Consider the following 15,968-nt stretch of genomic DNA (forward strand, 5'->3'; position numbering starts at 1 on the left):
GTTCTGCCGGACCACCGCTGGCTGCCGCATCCCTTGCTTATCCCTGTCGGTAATTTATGGCAGAATACCGCCCCTCGCCGTGAGTAAACAGGAACCCTGATTGTGAAAATTCTCGTTGATGAAAATATGCCTTACGCCCGCGAACTGTTTGGCCGTACTGGCGATGTTGTCGCCGTGCCGGGACGTCCGGTGCCGCAGGCCGAGCTGGACAATGCCGACGGCCTGATGGTGCGATCCGTCACCAAAGTCAACGCGGCGCTCTTAGACGGCAAGCCGGTGAAGTTTGTCGGCACGGCCACGGCGGGCACCGACCACATCGATGAGACCTATCTGCAACAGCAGGGCATCGCCTTTTCAGCCGCGCCCGGCTGTAACGCCATCGCCGTGGTGGAATATGTTTTCTCTTCGCTGCTGCTGCTGGCAGAGCGTGACGGTTTTGCACTGAAAGATCGTACCGTCGGCATCGTGGGCGTCGGCAACGTTGGCGGTCGTTTGCAGGCTCGTCTGGAAGCGCTGGGCATTCGCACGCTACTTTGCGATCCGCCTCGCGCCGATCGGGGTGACGCAGGCGATTTCCTGCCGCTGTCCCGGCTGGTGGAGGAAGCCGATATCCTGACTTTCCATACGCCGCTGTTCAAACAGGGCGAGTACAAAACGCTGCATCTGGCCGATGAAGCTTTACTTATGGCGCTGAAACCAAACGCCATCCTGATTAACGCCTGCCGTGGTCCGGTAGTGGACAATCAGGCGCTGTTGAAAGTACTGGAAACGCGTAGCGATCTTAGCGTGGTGCTGGACGTTTGGGAGCCGGAGCCGGAACTTTCCCTGCCGCTGCTGGATAAAGTAGATATTGCCACCGCGCATATCGCAGGCTATACGCTGGAAGGCAAGGCGCGCGGCACCACGCAGGTTTTTGAAGCCTGGACGCGCTTTTTAGGCCAGCCACAGCAGGTAGCGCTGGATACGCTGCTGCCCGCGCCGGAGTTTGGCCAGATAACGCTGCACGGCGAGCTGGATCAGCCAACGCTAAAAAGACTGGTGCATCTGGTGTATGATGTGCGCCGCGACGATGCGCCGCTGCGAAAAGTAGCCGCGATCCCGGGCGAATTTGACCGCCTGCGCAAAAATTATCTGGAACGCCGCGAGTGGTCTTCTCTGCGTGTCGAGTGCGACTCTGCGCAAACCGCTGCGCTGCTGCTGAAGCTGGGCTTTAACGCAGTTTATTAGGGCGCTTCCTGACTCCCGTTTACCTGCCTGTTGTGGTTGACGTGGACTACGAAAAAATCTGAATCCCTGGGCGGTGGTGTCACCGCCTTCTGTTTTTTATGTACATTATCTGGAGTAAACCAACATGTCTGACGGCTGGAACATTGCGCTACTGGGCGCGACAGGCGCAGTAGGCGGAGCAGTACTGGAACTACTGGCCGAGCGCCAGTTCCCGGTTGGTGAGCTGCACTTGCTGGCGAGTGAACGCAGCGCGGGTGAAAACCTGCGTTTTGAAGGCAAAACGCTGCTGGTGACCAGCGCGCAGGAATTTGACTGGTCGCAGGTACAGCTGGCCTTTTTTGCCGCCGGACGTGAAGCCTCCGCGCGCTATGCGGAAGAAGCCGCCAGCGCGGGCTGCCTGGTGATTGATACCAGCGATCTGTTTGCGCTGGAGCCGGATGTGCCTTTGGTGGTGCCGGACGTGAATTCTCAGGTGCTGGCGGACTACCGCAATCGCAATATCGTCAGCGTGGCCGACAGCGTGACCAGCCAGCTGCTGTGCGCGATCAAACCGCTGGTCGATCAGGCCGGGCTGGGTCGTTTGCAGGTGACCAGCCTGATTGCCGCTTCGGCACATGGCAAAGCGGCGGTGGATTCACTGGCGGGCGAAAGCGCGCGCCTGCTGAACGGCCTGCCTGCGGAAGAGACGTTCTTTGGCCGCCAGCTGGCTTTCAACATGCTGCCGCTGCTGCCGGATGCGGAAGGGAGCGTGCTGCAGGAACGTCGCCTGATCGATCAGGTGCGTAAAGTGCTACAGGACGAAGGCCTGCCGATTACCGTCACCACCGTTCAGGCACCGGTTTTCTATGGCAACGCGCAGATTGTCCATATAGAAAATTTACGCCCGATGTCGGCGGAAGAAGCGCGTGAAGCCCTGATGCAGGCGGAAGATATCGCGCTTTCTGATGAAGATGACTATCCGACGCAGGTGGGCGACGCCTCTGGAAACGTGCAGCTAAGCCTGGGCTGTATTCGTAACGATTACGGTATCCCGGAAATGCTGCAGTTCTGGTCAGTGGCGGATAACGTGCGCTTCGGCGGCGCGCTGATGGCGGTGAAAACGGCCGAGAAGCTGGTACAGGAGTACTTCTGGTAATGTCAGCAGGAGATTTGCCGCCACCCACGTACAAGCTGGCGCTGGGGATTGAATATGACGGCAGCCGTTACTATGGCTGGCAACGGCAGCAGGAAGTCAGAAGCGTTCAGGAAAAGCTGGAGAAGGCGCTCTCAAAAGTGGCCAATCATCCGGTCGTGGTTTTCTGCGCGGGACGAACGGACGCTGGCGTACACGGTACGGGGCAGGTGGTGCATTTTGAAACCACTTCGCTACGCAAAGATGCGGCCTGGACACTGGGCGTTAACGCTAATCTGCCGGACGATATCGCGGTGCGCTGGGTGAAATCCGTCGCGGATGATTTTCACGCCCGCTTTAGCGCGACGGCAAGACGTTATCGCTATGTGATCTACAACCGCCGTTTGCGCCCGGCGATCCTTCACGGTGGCGTTACGCATTTTTATCATCCGCTGGACGCCGAAAAGATGCAGCGCGCCGGCCAGGCATTACTGGGTGAAAACGACTTCACTTCTTTTCGCGCCGTACAGTGTCAGTCGCGTACGCCGTGGCGCAACGTTATCCATTTAAACGTTAGCCGTCATGGCGCCTATGTCGTAGTGGATATTAAAGCCAATGCTTTTGTGCATCACATGGTGCGCAATATTGTCGGTAGCCTGATGGAAATAGGCTGTGGAAATCAGCAGGAGAGCTGGATGGCCGAACTGCTGGCGGCGAAAGATCGCACGCTGGCAGCGGCAACCGCGCGGGCCGAAGGGCTCTATCTGGTCGCGGTTGATTACCCTGAACATTATGATTTACCACGTCCGCCGATGGGACCGCTGTTCCTCGAGGATTAACGCATTAAGGAACCCTGTATGGAAGTGATTCACAGCGTTATCGACTTTATTTTGCACATTGATGTTCATTTACAGGCGATGGTGGCGCAGTACGGCGTCTGGATCTACGCCATTCTGTTTTTGATTCTGTTTTGTGAAACAGGGCTGGTGGTCACGCCTTTTCTGCCCGGTGACTCGCTGTTATTCGTGGCGGGCGCGCTGGCGGCTATCCCGGACAGTGCGCTGAATGTGCACATGATGGCGCTGCTGCTCTGCGTGGCGGCAATTGCAGGCGATGCGGTGAATTACACTATCGGTCGGCTGTTTGGCAACAAGCTGTTCAGCAATCCGAACTCAAAGGTTTTCCGTCGCAGCTATCTGGATAAAACCCATCAGTTTTACGAGCGCCACGGTGGCAAGACGATTATCCTGGCACGCTTTGTCCCCATCGTCCGTACCTTTGCGCCGTTTGTTGCCGGTATGGGCAAGATGTCCTATCGTCATTTTGCCTTGTTTAACGTGGCTGGCGGCCTGCTGTGGGTGCTGCTGTTCTCCTATGCCGGTTACTTCTTTGGTAATCTGCCGGCGATTCAGAAAAACCTGCACTATCTGATCGTCGTCATCATTCTGGTTTCGGTCCTGCCCGGCATTGTGGAAGTGCTGCGCCATCGCCGTTCGGCGGCTCGTCAGCAGAAGCTGTAGCTGTCCCGGTAACGATAAACAGCGTGAAAGCCTGGCGAAAGCCGGGCTTTTTGCTTCAGGCAGAAAGACCGCGGCCAGCCGCAAGGCGTTGCGGCACCGGGATAGTTAGCCAGCGGGTAAACTCTCTGTCGGCGCTGAATGAAATAGCAGCAGAACGCAAGTTTTAACGCGGGCATCGGCCTGAATGAATAAAAGCGCGAACGGTTACAAGGTAATCATTGTGAAAAATCCGTGTGAAAAGCCACGATAACCCGTTGATGATTATGTAGCGCGGGCAAGCGTTTTATGATGTAATACCGCCTAATTCTCAGGCGATAATCTGTGTTAAGTATCTGATTTAGCACAACAAACAACATAACAGGTCATCAATGAGCTGGATTGAAAGAATTCTCAACAAGAGCACAATTACTCCTTCGCGCAAAGCCAGCATCCCTGAAGGGGTGTGGACCAAATGCGACAGCTGCGGTCAGGTTTTGTACCGTGCCGAGCTGGAACGTAATCTGGAAGTTTGCCCGAAATGCGATCACCACATGCGTATGCACGGTCGTGACCGCCTGCACAGCTTGCTGGATGAAGGCTCTTTAGTTGAGCTGGGCAGCGAACTGGAGCCAAAAGACGTGCTCAAGTTCCGGGATTCCAAGAAATACAAAGATCGTCTGGTCGCGGCACAGAAAGATACCGGAGAGAAAGACGCGCTGATCGTAATGAAAGGCACGCTGCACGGTATGCCAATTGTCGCGGCGGCCTTCGAGTTCTCCTTTATGGGCGGCTCAATGGGTTCCGTGGTCGGTGCGCGCTTTGTTCGTGCCGTTGAGCAGGCGCTGGAAGATAACTGCCCGCTGATCTGCTTCTCCGCTTCCGGCGGCGCGCGTATGCAGGAAGCGCTGATGTCGCTGATGCAGATGGCGAAAACCAGCGCCGCGCTGGCGAAAATGCAGGCGCGTGGTCTGCCGTACATCTCCGTGCTGACCGACCCAACCATGGGCGGCGTTTCCGCCAGTTTCGCTATGCTGGGCGATCTGAACATTGCTGAACCTAAGGCGCTGATTGGCTTTGCCGGCCCGCGCGTTATCGAGCAAACCGTGCGTGAAAAACTGCCGCCGGGCTTCCAGCGCAGCGAGTTCCTGATCGAGAAGGGCGCTATCGACATGATCGTGCGCCGTCCGGTAATGCGCTACAAGCTGGCCAGCGTGCTGGCAAAAATGATGAACCTGCCGCAGCCGCAGGAAGAGCAGCCGGAAGCAGAAGAGGCCACGCAAAGTCCAGAGGCGTGACCGATGGCCGAAAGGGCGCGCGTCGCCCTTTCTCCTATGAACCGTAACGTTGTGAACGGGATACATGGATAATCTTCCTCAAGCCACGTCGCCTCTGGCCACGTGGCTTCATTATCTTGAGCATCTTCATACTCAAGCTATCGAACTCGGGCTGGCGCGCGTTCAGCGCGTGGCGACACGCCTTGACCTGTTAACGCCAGCGCCCGTTGTTTTCACCGTTGCCGGGACTAACGGCAAAGGCACCACCTGCCGCACGCTGGAAACGCTGCTGATGGCGGCGGGTTATCGCGTGGGCGTCTACAGTTCGCCGCACCTGCTGCGCTATACCGAGCGCGTACGTATTCAGGGCGCAGAGCTGCCGGAAGCCGATCACACCGCTTCTTTTGCCGATATTGAGCAAGGGCGTGGCGACACGTCGCTGACCTATTTTGAATACGGCACGCTGTCTGCGCTGTGGCTGTTCAAGCGCGCGCAGCTGGACGTGGTGATCCTTGAAGTGGGGCTTGGTGGCCGCCTGGACGCGACCAATATTGTGGATGCCGACGTCGCGGTTATCACCAGTATCGCGCTCGACCATACCGACTGGCTTGGCCCCGATCGCGAAAGCATTGGCCGTGAAAAAGCGGGCGTATTTCGTGGCGGCAAACCCGCCATCGTTGGCGAACCGGATATGCCGCATACCATCGCCGAAGTCGCCGCTACGCTGGGCGCGCAGCTGCACAAGCGCGATCGCGACTGGTCATTTAGCGTGGGTGAACATGACTGGTCGTTTACGGACCAGCTGGGCACGCTGAGCGGCCTGCCTTTGCCGCAGGTACCGCTGCCAAATGCCGCTACGGCGCTGGCCGCGCTGCGCGCGTCACCGCTCAAGGTGGATGATGCGGTGCTCTACGGCCTGGATAAAGCCGTTTTGCCCGGCCGTTTTCAAACCGTTGCACAATCACCCCGCATTATTCTGGACGTCGCGCACAACCCTCACGCGGCGGCTTATCTGGCCGGACGCCTGAGCGAACTGCCAAAAACCGGTAAGGTGCATGCGGTAGTAGGGATGCTGCACGACAAAGACATTATCGGCACGCTGGCCTGCCTGAAGCCCCAGGTTGATAGCTGGTACTGCGCGCCGCTGGAAGGGCCGCGTGGCGCAACGGCGCAGCAGCTGGCGGCGCATTTGCCGACCACGGCGCAAACCTTTTCCAGCGTGGCGGAAGCATTTAAGCATGCGTTACAGCAGGCGCATGAACAGGATATCGTGCTGGTGTGCGGATCTTTTCACACCGTAGCGCACGTAATGGAAACGATGGAAACGGAGAGTGGCAGTGGCAAGTAAGTTTCAAAATCGTTTAGTAGGGACCATTATCATCGTGGCGCTGGGCGTTATCGCGTTGCCGGGGCTGCTGGATGGCAAGAAAAAGCATTATAAAGAAGAGTTTGCCGCTATCCCACTGGTGCCTAAACCCGGCGACCAGCAGGATTCAGAAATGGTGCCGCCGGTGACGCAATCGCTGCCGGCACAGCCGCCGGAAGGCGCAGGCACGGCGGTGAAGGGCCAGACCAGCGAAAACACCTCGCAGGCAGAAAGCGGTTCTACCGCGCCGCAGTCCGGCAATCAGCCAACCGTGGTTGCGCCGCCGCCTGTGCAGCACGTTAAGCCTGCTGAGAAACCGGTCGAGAAGCCGGTCGAAAAACCGAAGACCGTACCAAAACCCGTCCAGAAGACAGAGCCTAAACCTGAATCCAGGCCCGTGCAGAAAGCCGAACCGAAACCGGCGCAGGAAAGCGCACCGTCTGGTCAGGCTTGGGTTGTGCAGCTGGGCGCGTTGAAAAATGCTGCGAAGGTCAATGAAATCGTGGCGTCGCTCCGTCTTTCCGGCTATCGCGCCTTTACCGTGCCTTCAACGCCGGTGCAGGGCGAAATCACGCGCGTTTACGTAGGGCCAGATGCCTCTAAAGCAAAAATGCAGGCGTCCATTGGCGAGCTGAAGGGCATTACCGGCCTGGGCGGCGTCATTAAACCTTATAGCGTTCGTTAGCCTGTTGCTATTGCTGAAAGAGCCTGTGCCTTTCAGCGCCTAAAAACCCGCTGCCGCCGCGCCGAATCTGGCGAGGCGGTAGCGGGTAAAAACTGCTAAATCAATTGGTTGCCGAGGCACGTCAGCCAACCTGTTTTTTCCTTTTTCTTGCAGGTTTCAGGTGGATTTTTTTCGCGCCCGGTTTTCATCAGGACGGTTAAGGAAAAGCTACGCAAACGTTTTCTTTTTCTGTTAGAATTCGCCCCGAACTCAGGTTACGCCGCTCTGTTGCCCATTATGGCCACAGAGAACGTGGCCTGATACAGGGGCACAGTCGCTGGAAGAGTTCATGGTCTGGATAGATTACGTCATTATTGCGGTTGTTGGTTTTTCGGCTCTTGTCAGCCTGATCCGCGGGTTCGTTCGGGAAGCTTTATCACTCGTCACCTGGGGTTGCGCATTTTTTGTCGCCAGTCATTATTACTCCTTCCTTGCTGTCTGGTTCACAGGTTTTCAGGACGAACTGGTTCGAAATGGAATCGCCATTGCGGTGTTGTTCGTCGCCACGCTGATAGTCGGGGCGATCGTCAACTTTGTGATTGGCTCGCTGGTTGAAAAAACTGGCCTGTCGGGGACCGACAGAGTGCTGGGAGTCTGTTTCGGGGCATTACGCGGCGTACTGATTGTGGCGGCCATGCTGTTTTTCCTTGATACCTTCACCGGCTTTTCCAAAAGCCCGGACTGGCAACAGTCCCAGCTGATTCCCCAGTTTAGCTATATTATCAGGTGGTTTTTTGACTACCTGAAAGGCACGTCGAGTTTTTTGCCCCGGTAATTGAGCCGGGGTTGCGGCTTATGAGGAAATGACCACATGTGCGGTATTGTCGGGATCGCCGGTTTTATGCCGGTCAACCAGTCGATTTATGATGCGTTAACGGTGCTGCAGCACCGTGGCCAGGATGCCGCAGGCATCGTTACCATTGATGCCTTACACTGCTTCCGCCTGCGTAAAGCAAACGGCCTGGTGAGCGATGTTTTTGAAGCTCGCCATATGCAGCGTTTGCAGGGCAATATGGGTATCGGCCACGTCCGCTACCCGACTGCGGGAAGCTCCAGCGCTTCTGAAGCGCAGCCCTTTTACGTCAACTCGCCTTACGGCATTACGCTCGCGCACAACGGTAACCTGACCAACGCCCACGAACTGCGCAAGCAGCTGTTCGAAAGCGGCCGCCGTCACGTTAACACCACCTCAGATTCTGAGATCCTGCTCAATATCTTTGCTCAGGAACTGGATCGTTTTCAGCATTACCCGCTGGAAGCAGAAAACATTTTTGCAGCGGTTGCGGCGGTGCATCAGCACGTTCGCGGCGCTTACGCCTGCGTAGCAATGATTATCGGTCACGGCCTGGTTGCCTTCCGCGATCCTAACGGCATTCGTCCGCTGGTTATCGGCAAACGCGCTATGGCTGACGGCCGTAACGAATATATGGTGGCTTCCGAGAGCGTGGCGCTGGATACGCTGGGCTTTGAGTTCCTGCGCGACGTTGCGCCGGGCGAAGCGGTCTACGTCACTGAAAAAGGGCAGCTGTTTACCCGTCAGTGCGCAGAGAACCCGAAATTCAACCCGTGCCTGTTTGAATACGTCTATTTTGCCCGCCCGGATTCCTTCCTGGACAAAATTTCCGTTTACAGCGCGCGCGTGCGTATGGGCACCAAGCTGGGTGAGAAAATCGCCCGTGAGTGGGAAGATCTGGATATCGACGTGGTTATCCCGATTCCGGAAACCTCCTGCGATATCGCGCTGGAAATGGCCCGCATTCTGAATAAGCCTTACCGTCAGGGTTTTGTGAAAAACCGCTACGTAGGCCGTACCTTCATTATGCCAGGCCAGCACCTGCGCCGCAGCGCGGTACGCCGCAAGCTCAACGCTAACCGTGCCGAGTTCCGCGGTAAGAACGTGCTGCTGGTGGATGACTCCATTGTGCGCGGCACCACGTCTGAACAAATTATTGAAATGGCGCGCGAAGCGGGAGCGAAAAAGGTTTATCTGGCTTCTGCCGCTCCGGAAATCCGCTTCCCGAACGTTTACGGCATCGATATGCCAAGCGCCACTGAGCTGATTGCGCACGGTCGTGAAGTAGATGAGATTTGCAAGCTGATCAAAGCGGATGCGCTGATTTTCCAGGATCTGGACGATCTTATCGATGCGGTACGTGAAGAAAATCCGGATATCATTCAGTTTGAATGCTCGGTTTTCAACGGCGTTTACGTCACCAAAGATGTCGACCAGCGTTACCTGGAGCATATCCAGTCGCTGCGCAACGATGATGCCAAAGCGCTGGCGCGTCAGAATGAAGTCGAAAACCTGGAAATGCACAACGAAGGCTAATGCCCTCGGGTGTCACAGCAGGTATGATGGGCCGGAAGCAATTCCGGCCCATTTTTTTTGGCGCGGCGGACTCAATAAGGACTCTTATGAAACGACTTATCATCGGTATCTCAGGCGCCAGCGGCGTAATTTACGGCGTGCGCGCGCTGCAGGTATTGCAGCAGGTCAGCGACGTCGAAACCCATCTGGTGATGAGCCAGGCCGCCCGGCAGACGCTGGCCCTGGAAAGCGACTATTCCGTGCGCGACGTGCAGGCGATGGCGGACGTGGTGCATGACGTGCGCGATATTGCCGCCAGCATCTCTTCCGGCTCGTTTAAAACCGATGGTATGGCTATTTTACCCTGCTCGATGAAGACGCTGTCCGGCATCGTTCACAGCTACAGCGATGGCCTGCTGACGCGTGCGGCGGACGTTATCCTGAAGGAAAGGCGTCGGCTGGTACTTTGCGTTCGCGAAACGCCGCTGCACCTTGGGCATTTGCGAATGATGACCACCGCCGCAGAAATGGGCGTGGTGATCATGCCGCCCGTGCCCGCGTTTTACCACCGTCCACAAACGGTAATGGATATTGTCGATCAGACGGTTAACCGCGTGCTGGATCAGTTTGATATCCAGCTTGATAAAGATCTTTTTACGCGCTGGCAAGGTGCATAGACGACAGTCTTGTGCGCTCTGTTGGTGCATTTTTCCCGTTGTAAACGCTTTGCGTGCAGGTTTTGCACCAAAACAAAGCATTTTTAGCGCTACGCTGCCTTCTTCCTTTGCGCGCAGTCGGCACATCCGTGCCGTCTGTCAGACCTCCGTCATCTTCCTGAACGCCTGCCGGTAAAAATGGCACGGAACCTGCACATCTCAAAGCGGGTAGACCCATAATAAAAACGCACTTTGAGGATAATCTATGAAAAAGCAGGCTGTGGCTCTTTCTCTGCTGCTGGCGCTCTCTGCCGCTGGCAGTGCTTTTGCTGCCGTACCAAAAGCGTTGCGCATCGGCACCGATCCCACCTACGCCCCGTTTGAATCTAAAAACGCGCAGGGCCAGCTGGTGGGATTTGATATCGATCTGGCCACGGAAATCTGCAAGCGTATGGAAACCAAATGTACCTTCGTGGAAAGCGATTTTGATGCGCTGATCCCCTCACTGAAAGCGAAAAAAATCGACGCCATTATCTCTTCACTTTCCATCACCGAAAAGCGCCAGCAGGAAATCGCCTTCTCTGAAAAGCTGTATGCGGCTAACGCGCGGCTGATTGCGCCGAAAGGCTCAAAGCTGGAGCCAACCGTAGCTTCGCTGAAAGGTAAAAACATCGGTCTGCTGCAGGGCACCACCCAGGAAACTTACGCTAACCAGTACTGGCGCACCCAGGGCGTAACCATTACGCCATACGCCAATCAGGATCTGGTTTATCAGGACCTGACCGCAGGCCGCATTGACGCCGCTTTCCAGGATGAAGTTGCCGCCAGCGAAGGCTTTCTCAAGCAGCCCGTCGGTAAGGATTACGCCTTTGCCGGTCCGGCGGTAAAAGATGAAAAAATCTTTGGCGTGGGAACCGGCATCGGCTTGCCGAAAGAGGATCCCGAGCTGAAAGCCGCTATCGACAAAGCTTTCGACTCTATGCGTAAAGATGGCACCTACGACAAGCTGGCGAAAAAATACTTCGATTTTAACGTCTACGGCGATTAAGAAAATCTGTCAGGGGGCGCTTGCTCTCGTTCTGCCCTGCGTTGTGCGGGGCAGACATATTTAATCGGCCAGGAAACTACCTATGCTGGATGGCTATTCTACAGTAATTTTTAAAGGGGCGATGGTAACGCTGGAGCTGGCCCTGAGTTCCGTCGTGCTTGCGGTACTGCTGGGCTTGCTTGGCGCGGGCGCTAAGCTTTCCGGCCGCCGCTCACTGGCAATGATTTTTGAAGGTTACACCACGCTTATTCGCGGCGTGCCCGACCTGGTTTTGATGCTGCTGATCTTTTACGGGCTGCAAATAGCCCTTAACCAGCTGACCGACCTGCTTGGCCTGGCCCAGTTTGATATCGATCCTATGGTGGCGGGTATCCTTACCCTGGGCTTTATTTACGGCGCCTATTTTACCGAAACTTTTCGCGGCGCTTTTATGGCGGTGCCGAAAGGGCAGATTGAGGCGGCTACCGCTTTCGGTTTTTCCGGTTCGCAAACTTTCCGCCGCATTCTGTTTCCGGCCATGATGCGCTATGCGCTGCCCGGCATTGGCAATAACTGGCAGGTTATCCTGAAAGCAACCGCGCTGGTGTCGCTGCTGGGGTTGGAAGACGTGGTAAAAGCCACGCAGCTGGCGGGAAAAAGCACCTGGCAACCGTTTTACTTCGCTATCGTAGCCGGGGTGATTTATTTGATTTTCACCACGCTTTCCAACGGCGTGCTGTGGTGGCTGACGCGTCGTTATTCCGTAGGCGTAAGAAGGGCAGACTTATGATCGATATCGTGCAGGAATACTGGAAAGCCCTGCTGTGGAGCGACGGCTATCGTTTTTCCGGCGTGGCCATCACGCTCTGGCTGCTGATTATTTCCGTTGTGGTTGGCGGCTGCCTGGCCGTATTGCTGGCCATCGCCCGTGTTTCGAGCGTCAAAGCCGTGCGTTTTCCCGTATGGCTGTTTACCTATATCTTCCGCGGCACGCCGCTCTATGTACAGCTGCTGGTCTTTTATTCCGGCATGTATACGCTGGAAATCGTTAAGGGCAACGAGCTGCTGAATGCCTTTTTCCGCAGCGGCCTTAACTGTACGCTGCTGGCGCTGACGTTAAACACCTGCGCCTATACCACCGAGATCTTTGCCGGAGCCATTCGCGCCGTGCCGCACGGCGAAATCGAGGCGGCACGCGCCTACGGTTTTTCCACCTTTAAACTCTATCGCTGCATTATTTTGCCATCGGCGTTGCGCATTGCCTTGCCCGCTTACAGTAATGAGGTGATTTTGATGCTGCACTCTACGGCGCTGGCGTTTACCGCGACCGTTCCCGATTTGCTGAAGGTGGCGCGCGATATCAACTCTGCAACCTATCAGCCTTTTTACGCTTTCGGTATTGCGGCGCTGCTCTATCTGATTATTTCTTATGCGTTAATTAGCCTGTTTCGTAAAGCGGAGCGGCGCTGGCTGGCGCACATAAAACCTTCATCGAGCCACTGAGTAGATCTATGTCCAAATTAAACGTAATCGAACTGCACAAGCGCTACGGCGAGCATGAAGTATTAAAAGGCGTGTCGCTCCAGGCGCAGGCGGGCGACGTTATTACCATTATTGGTTCTTCCGGTTCGGGTAAAAGTACTTTTCTGCGCTGCATTAATTTTCTGGAAAAGCCCAGCGAAGGCAGCATTATGGTGAATAACCAGCAGATCAACCTGGTGCGCGATACCGACGGTCAGCTAAAAGTTGCCAACAAGGAACAGCTGCGCGCGCTACGCACCAGCCTGACGATGGTGTTTCAGCACTTTAATCTGTGGAGCCACATGACGGTGCTGCAAAACGTGATGGAAGCACCCGTGCAGATCCTGGGCCTGAGTAAAGCCGAAGCGCAGAAGCGCGCCATTCACTATCTGGATAAAGTGGGCATTGACGAACGGGCGCGGGCAAAATACCCGGTTAATCTTTCCGGCGGCCAGCAGCAGCGCGTTTCTATTGCACGTGCGCTGGCGATGGAGCCAGAAGTGCTGCTGTTTGATGAGCCAACATCCGCACTTGATCCGGAGCTGGTCGGCGAAGTGCTGAAAATTATGCAGAAGCTGGCGGAGGAGGGCAAAACGATGGTGGTGGTAACCCACGAAATGGAGTTTGCCCGTCACGTTTCCAGCCAGGTGATCTTTCTGCATCAGGGTAAAATTGAAGAGCAAGGGCCGCCAGACGCGGTATTTAATAATCCGCAAAGCCCACGGCTACAGCAGTTCTTATCGGGCGCATTAAAATAAAAGGCCGTTCAGGCGACACCCTGCGCCGTCAGGCGTCTACAGCACGTCCGCCAGCGCTTCATCCAGCTGATACCAGCGAAAGCTGAAGCCGGACTCTTCCAGCCGTTTTGGCAGCACGTGCTGGCCGCCCAGCACCAGCACCGCAGATTCGCCCATCATCAGTTTGATGGCGCTGGCTGGCGTGCGCATAAAGGCCGGACGGTGCATCGCCTTACCCAGCGTGGCGGCAAACTGTTCATTGCGCACGGCATAGGGCGACACCATATTAAACGGCCCACGCAGCTCGGGACTATCCAGCAGCCAGAGGATGGCGTTCAGCATATCCTCCAGATGGATCCACGGCATATATTGCTGGCCGCTGCCAATGGGGCCGCCGATCCCTAACTTAAAGGGAAGCTTCATCTTACTGAGCGCGCCGCCTTCTTTGGCAAGCACGACGCCGGTACGCAACAGGCAGACGCGCGTTCGGTCACTATCGGCTGCTTTCGCCAGGGACTCCCAGTGCGCGCAAAGCTTGTGGGTAAACTCCTGATGGCCGGGATCGTCTTCGGTCAGCACCAGATCGCCGGTGTCGCCGTAGAAGCCGGTCGCGGAACCGGAAATAAATACCTTTGGCGGCGTGCTGCTGGCGTTAATCAGCGTCGCGAGTTTTTCCGTTATCTGCCAGCGGCTTTCGCACAGGTGCTGTTTTTGCTGCTCGCTCCAGCGCTTGTCGGCAATCGGCTCGCCGGCCAGATTAATCACGGCGTCGACGCCGTTAAGATCGCGCTGCTGATCCAGTCCTGACCACAGGCTAACCTTTTCGCCCAGCTTAGCGCGTGCGTTGACCACATCGCGGGTGACCACGCTTACGCTGTCGCCTCGTGATAAAAGGCGAGGAATCAGATGGCTGCCAATCAGGCCGGTGCCGCCCGTCAGTAAAATGTGCATGCTGCTCTCCTCAAAATGGTGAAGTAAAAAACCAACGGCCCGTCATAATCTTAGGCGAAGATAACGGGAAAGGGATCGGCAGCGGCAAGGCATAAATTAAAAACGAGAACGTCGTTTGAATAATGAATATTTCTGGCAATATTGTTGAGATATTGCCTTCTGTTAAAAAAATGGGTAAACAGGTTGCAGACGCCGCCTTGTGAGGAACTCAGGATGATTTATCCCAATGTCATTTTGTGGTCAGATGCCTGTTTTTTCAGTCCCTATGTGATGTCCACCTTTGTCGCACTTAGCGAGAAAGGTATTCCGTTTTCGTTGAAGCGTATCGATCTTGCCAGCAACGAGCAGCTGCAGGAAAATTACGGCCAGGTTTCTATAACGCGCCGTGTGCCCACGTTACAGATTGATGATTTTCAACTTTCTGAATCTTCAGCTATTGCCGAATATCTGGAGGAGCGTTTTCCCGCGCCTGAATTTGAACGCCTTTATCCAAAAAACCTGGAAAAAAGAGCCAGGGCGCGTGAAATCCAGGCCTGGCTGCGCAGTGACTTTTTGCCGCTACGCGAGGAAAGGCCGACGGAAGTGCTGTTTGCTGGCGAAACCTTTGCGCCATTGTCGCCAGAGGCGCAGCGATCGGCTGACAAACTTGTCACCGCCGTTACGCAGCTGGTGCCAACAGGCCAGCAAAATCTTTTTGGCGAATGGTCGATAGCGGATACCGATTTGGCCATTATGATTAATCGGCTGGCGCTACATGGTGACAACCTGCCGCCAGCCGTCGCAGAATATGCCCATTTTCAGTGGCAGCGCGCATCGGTACAGCTGTGGTTATCTGAATCCTCCAAAGGCCAATAACACGGCAGGATCATAATTTCAGGGCAGTCCGTGGCAAACTGCGCGGGCAGGCATAAATAAGCGCGAAGGCGCCAGACAAATAAGGGTTAGGGATGGTGGAGCAAGACAGCGGCACGGAGTGGGTGGATATCGTTAACGAAGACAACGATGTCATTGCACAGGCCAGCCGTGCGCAGATGCGGGCACAGTGCTTGCGTCACAGGGCAACTTACATCGTCGTGCATAACGGGATGGGCAAAATTCTGGTGCAGCGCCGGACGCAAAACAAAGATTTTATGCCGGGTATGCTGGATGCTACCGCTGGTGGCGTAGTGCAAAGCGGCGAAGAGATGCTGGAATCGGCGCGTCGTGAAGCAGAAGAAGAACTGGGCATTGCGGCCGTGCCGTTTGCGGAGCACGGTCTGTTCTATTACGAAGATGAACATTGCCGCGTCTGGGGAGGCCTGTTTAGCTGTGTTTCGCACGGGCCTTTCGCTATGCAGGAAGAAGAAGTAGACGAAGTCTTCTGGATGACGCCGGAAGAGATTACCGCGCGCTGTGACGAGTTTACGGACGATTCGTTAAAAGCGCTTTCGCTGTGGCTGAGCCGCAACGGTGAGCAAAGCTAAGCGCTACAGATAAAAAAGGCCGCGTGAGCGGCCTGACTATTTCCTTTAACGCAGTTATATGTCAGAACGATGTTCACATATTGCTCACTCTTCGAAAAAATCTC

Annotated in this window: 17 protein-coding genes; 16 read left to right on the plus strand and 1 reads right to left on the minus strand. The window is 55.7% G+C overall.

What is annotated here, in order from left to right; genetic code table 11:
* Positions 1-102 precede the first annotated feature (102 nt).
* From pdxB to hisP, 14 genes are all read left to right on the plus strand, one after another.
* Entirely contained in the window at positions 103-1,227 is a 1,125-nt protein-coding gene (gene pdxB / locus ACMGGR_RS05660) for a 4-phosphoerythronate dehydrogenase PdxB (RefSeq protein WP_414148365.1), read from the plus strand.
* A gap of 124 nt (positions 1,228-1,351) precedes the next feature.
* On the plus strand, positions 1,352-2,362 hold the full coding sequence (locus tag ACMGGR_RS05665; protein WP_246757995.1) for an aspartate-semialdehyde dehydrogenase: 1,011 nt from the start codon (positions 1,352-1,354) through the stop codon (positions 2,360-2,362).
* Positions 2,362-3,177 (plus strand): tRNA pseudouridine(38-40) synthase TruA, encoded by an 816-nt coding sequence (gene truA, locus ACMGGR_RS05670; protein WP_246757994.1) that lies wholly within the window; start codon positions 2,362-2,364, stop codon positions 3,175-3,177. The genes ACMGGR_RS05665 and truA overlap by 1 nt, the downstream gene beginning before the upstream one ends.
* 18 nt (positions 3,178-3,195) lie before the next feature.
* A complete protein-coding gene (locus ACMGGR_RS05675; RefSeq protein WP_246757993.1) occupies positions 3,196-3,858 on the plus strand; it encodes a DedA family protein in 663 nt (220 codons plus the stop codon).
* A gap of 368 nt (positions 3,859-4,226) precedes the next feature.
* Positions 4,227-5,132, plus strand: a complete 906-nt coding sequence (gene accD / locus ACMGGR_RS05680) for an acetyl-CoA carboxylase, carboxyltransferase subunit beta (RefSeq protein WP_246757992.1) — start codon at positions 4,227-4,229, stop codon at positions 5,130-5,132.
* A gap of 64 nt (positions 5,133-5,196) precedes the next feature.
* Positions 5,197-6,459: a bifunctional tetrahydrofolate synthase/dihydrofolate synthase gene (gene folC, locus ACMGGR_RS05685; RefSeq protein WP_414148366.1), complete on the plus strand. Its 1,263-nt coding sequence runs from the start codon at positions 5,197-5,199 to the stop codon at positions 6,457-6,459.
* The gene (gene dedD, locus ACMGGR_RS05690) at positions 6,449-7,162 is read left to right on the plus strand and encodes a cell division protein DedD (protein WP_246757990.1); all 714 of its coding nucleotides are present in this window, start codon (positions 6,449-6,451) and stop codon (positions 7,160-7,162) included. Before folC ends, dedD begins: the two co-directional genes overlap by 11 nt.
* Positions 7,163-7,490: 328 nt before the next feature.
* Entirely contained in the window at positions 7,491-7,976 is a 486-nt protein-coding gene (gene cvpA / locus ACMGGR_RS05695) for a colicin V production protein (protein WP_246757989.1), read from the plus strand.
* A gap of 36 nt (positions 7,977-8,012) precedes the next feature.
* Positions 8,013-9,530, plus strand: a complete 1,518-nt coding sequence (purF, locus tag ACMGGR_RS05700; protein WP_246757988.1) for an amidophosphoribosyltransferase — start codon at positions 8,013-8,015, stop codon at positions 9,528-9,530.
* Positions 9,531-9,616: 86 nt separating this feature from the next.
* Positions 9,617-10,186, plus strand: coding sequence for a UbiX family flavin prenyltransferase (locus tag ACMGGR_RS05705; protein WP_246757987.1), 570 nt, complete (start codon positions 9,617-9,619; stop codon positions 10,184-10,186).
* Between the two features lie 244 nt (positions 10,187-10,430).
* Positions 10,431-11,213, plus strand: a complete 783-nt coding sequence (argT, locus tag ACMGGR_RS05710; RefSeq protein ID WP_246757986.1) for a lysine/arginine/ornithine ABC transporter substrate-binding protein ArgT — start codon at positions 10,431-10,433, stop codon at positions 11,211-11,213.
* Between the two features lie 82 nt (positions 11,214-11,295).
* Positions 11,296-11,982 carry a histidine ABC transporter permease HisQ gene (gene hisQ, locus ACMGGR_RS05715; RefSeq protein WP_246757985.1) on the plus strand — a complete coding sequence of 229 codons (687 nt, stop codon included), beginning with the start codon at positions 11,296-11,298 and terminating at the stop codon, positions 11,980-11,982.
* The gene (locus ACMGGR_RS05720) at positions 11,979-12,695 is read left to right on the plus strand and encodes an ABC transporter permease (protein WP_246757984.1); all 717 of its coding nucleotides are present in this window, start codon (positions 11,979-11,981) and stop codon (positions 12,693-12,695) included. Before hisQ ends, ACMGGR_RS05720 begins: the two co-directional genes overlap by 4 nt.
* 8 nt (positions 12,696-12,703) lie before the next feature.
* Positions 12,704-13,471: a histidine ABC transporter ATP-binding protein HisP gene (gene hisP, locus ACMGGR_RS05725; protein ID WP_246757983.1), complete on the plus strand. Its 768-nt coding sequence runs from the start codon at positions 12,704-12,706 to the stop codon at positions 13,469-13,471.
* A 36-nt stretch (positions 13,472-13,507) separates the two neighbouring features.
* On the opposite strand, the gene ACMGGR_RS05730 is transcribed toward hisP, so the two are convergent.
* Positions 13,508-14,401, minus strand: a complete 894-nt coding sequence (locus tag ACMGGR_RS05730) for a TIGR01777 family oxidoreductase (protein WP_246757982.1) — start codon at positions 14,399-14,401, stop codon at positions 13,508-13,510.
* 213 nt (positions 14,402-14,614) lie between these two features.
* Here ACMGGR_RS05730 and yfcF point away from each other — a divergent pair, with 213 nt between their 5' ends.
* The gene (gene yfcF / locus ACMGGR_RS05735) at positions 14,615-15,256 is read left to right on the plus strand and encodes a glutathione transferase (RefSeq protein ID WP_414148367.1); all 642 of its coding nucleotides are present in this window, start codon (positions 14,615-14,617) and stop codon (positions 15,254-15,256) included.
* A 92-nt stretch (positions 15,257-15,348) separates the two neighbouring features.
* Positions 15,349-15,864 carry an NUDIX hydrolase YfcD gene (yfcD, locus tag ACMGGR_RS05740; protein ID WP_246757980.1) on the plus strand — a complete coding sequence of 172 codons (516 nt, stop codon included), beginning with the start codon at positions 15,349-15,351 and terminating at the stop codon, positions 15,862-15,864.
* Positions 15,865-15,968: the final 104 nt, after the last annotated feature.

Origin of the sequence: Erwinia sp. BNK-24-b, assembly GCF_047456155.1 — a bacterium.
GTDB lineage: Bacteria > Pseudomonadota > Gammaproteobacteria > Enterobacterales > Enterobacteriaceae > Erwinia > Erwinia phyllosphaerae.

Excerpts from the sequence above, each read along its gene's own strand:
- ACMGGR_RS05665 (WP_246757995.1), top strand. The coding sequence starts at position 1,352 with ATGTCTGACGGCTGGAACATTGCGCTACTGGGCGCGACAGGCGCAGTA.
- truA (WP_246757994.1), top strand. The coding sequence starts at position 2,362 with ATGTCAGCAGGAGATTTGCCGCCACCCACGTACAAGCTGGCGCTGGGG.
- ACMGGR_RS05675 (WP_246757993.1), top strand. The coding sequence starts at position 3,196 with ATGGAAGTGATTCACAGCGTTATCGACTTTATTTTGCACATTGATGTT.
- accD (WP_246757992.1), top strand. The coding sequence starts at position 4,227 with ATGAGCTGGATTGAAAGAATTCTCAACAAGAGCACAATTACTCCTTCG.
- folC (WP_414148366.1), top strand. The coding sequence starts at position 5,197 with ATGGATAATCTTCCTCAAGCCACGTCGCCTCTGGCCACGTGGCTTCAT.
- cvpA (WP_246757989.1), top strand. The coding sequence starts at position 7,491 with ATGGTCTGGATAGATTACGTCATTATTGCGGTTGTTGGTTTTTCGGCT.
- purF (WP_246757988.1), top strand. The coding sequence starts at position 8,013 with ATGTGCGGTATTGTCGGGATCGCCGGTTTTATGCCGGTCAACCAGTCG.
- ACMGGR_RS05705 (WP_246757987.1), top strand. The coding sequence starts at position 9,617 with ATGAAACGACTTATCATCGGTATCTCAGGCGCCAGCGGCGTAATTTAC.
- argT (WP_246757986.1), top strand. The coding sequence starts at position 10,431 with ATGAAAAAGCAGGCTGTGGCTCTTTCTCTGCTGCTGGCGCTCTCTGCC.
- hisQ (WP_246757985.1), top strand. The coding sequence starts at position 11,296 with ATGCTGGATGGCTATTCTACAGTAATTTTTAAAGGGGCGATGGTAACG.
- ACMGGR_RS05720 (WP_246757984.1), top strand. The coding sequence starts at position 11,979 with ATGATCGATATCGTGCAGGAATACTGGAAAGCCCTGCTGTGGAGCGAC.
- hisP (WP_246757983.1), top strand. The coding sequence starts at position 12,704 with ATGTCCAAATTAAACGTAATCGAACTGCACAAGCGCTACGGCGAGCAT.
- ACMGGR_RS05730 (WP_246757982.1), bottom strand. The coding sequence starts at position 14,401 with ATGCACATTTTACTGACGGGCGGCACCGGCCTGATTGGCAGCCATCTG.
- yfcF (WP_414148367.1), top strand. The coding sequence starts at position 14,615 with ATGATTTATCCCAATGTCATTTTGTGGTCAGATGCCTGTTTTTTCAGT.
- yfcD (WP_246757980.1), top strand. The coding sequence starts at position 15,349 with ATGGTGGAGCAAGACAGCGGCACGGAGTGGGTGGATATCGTTAACGAA.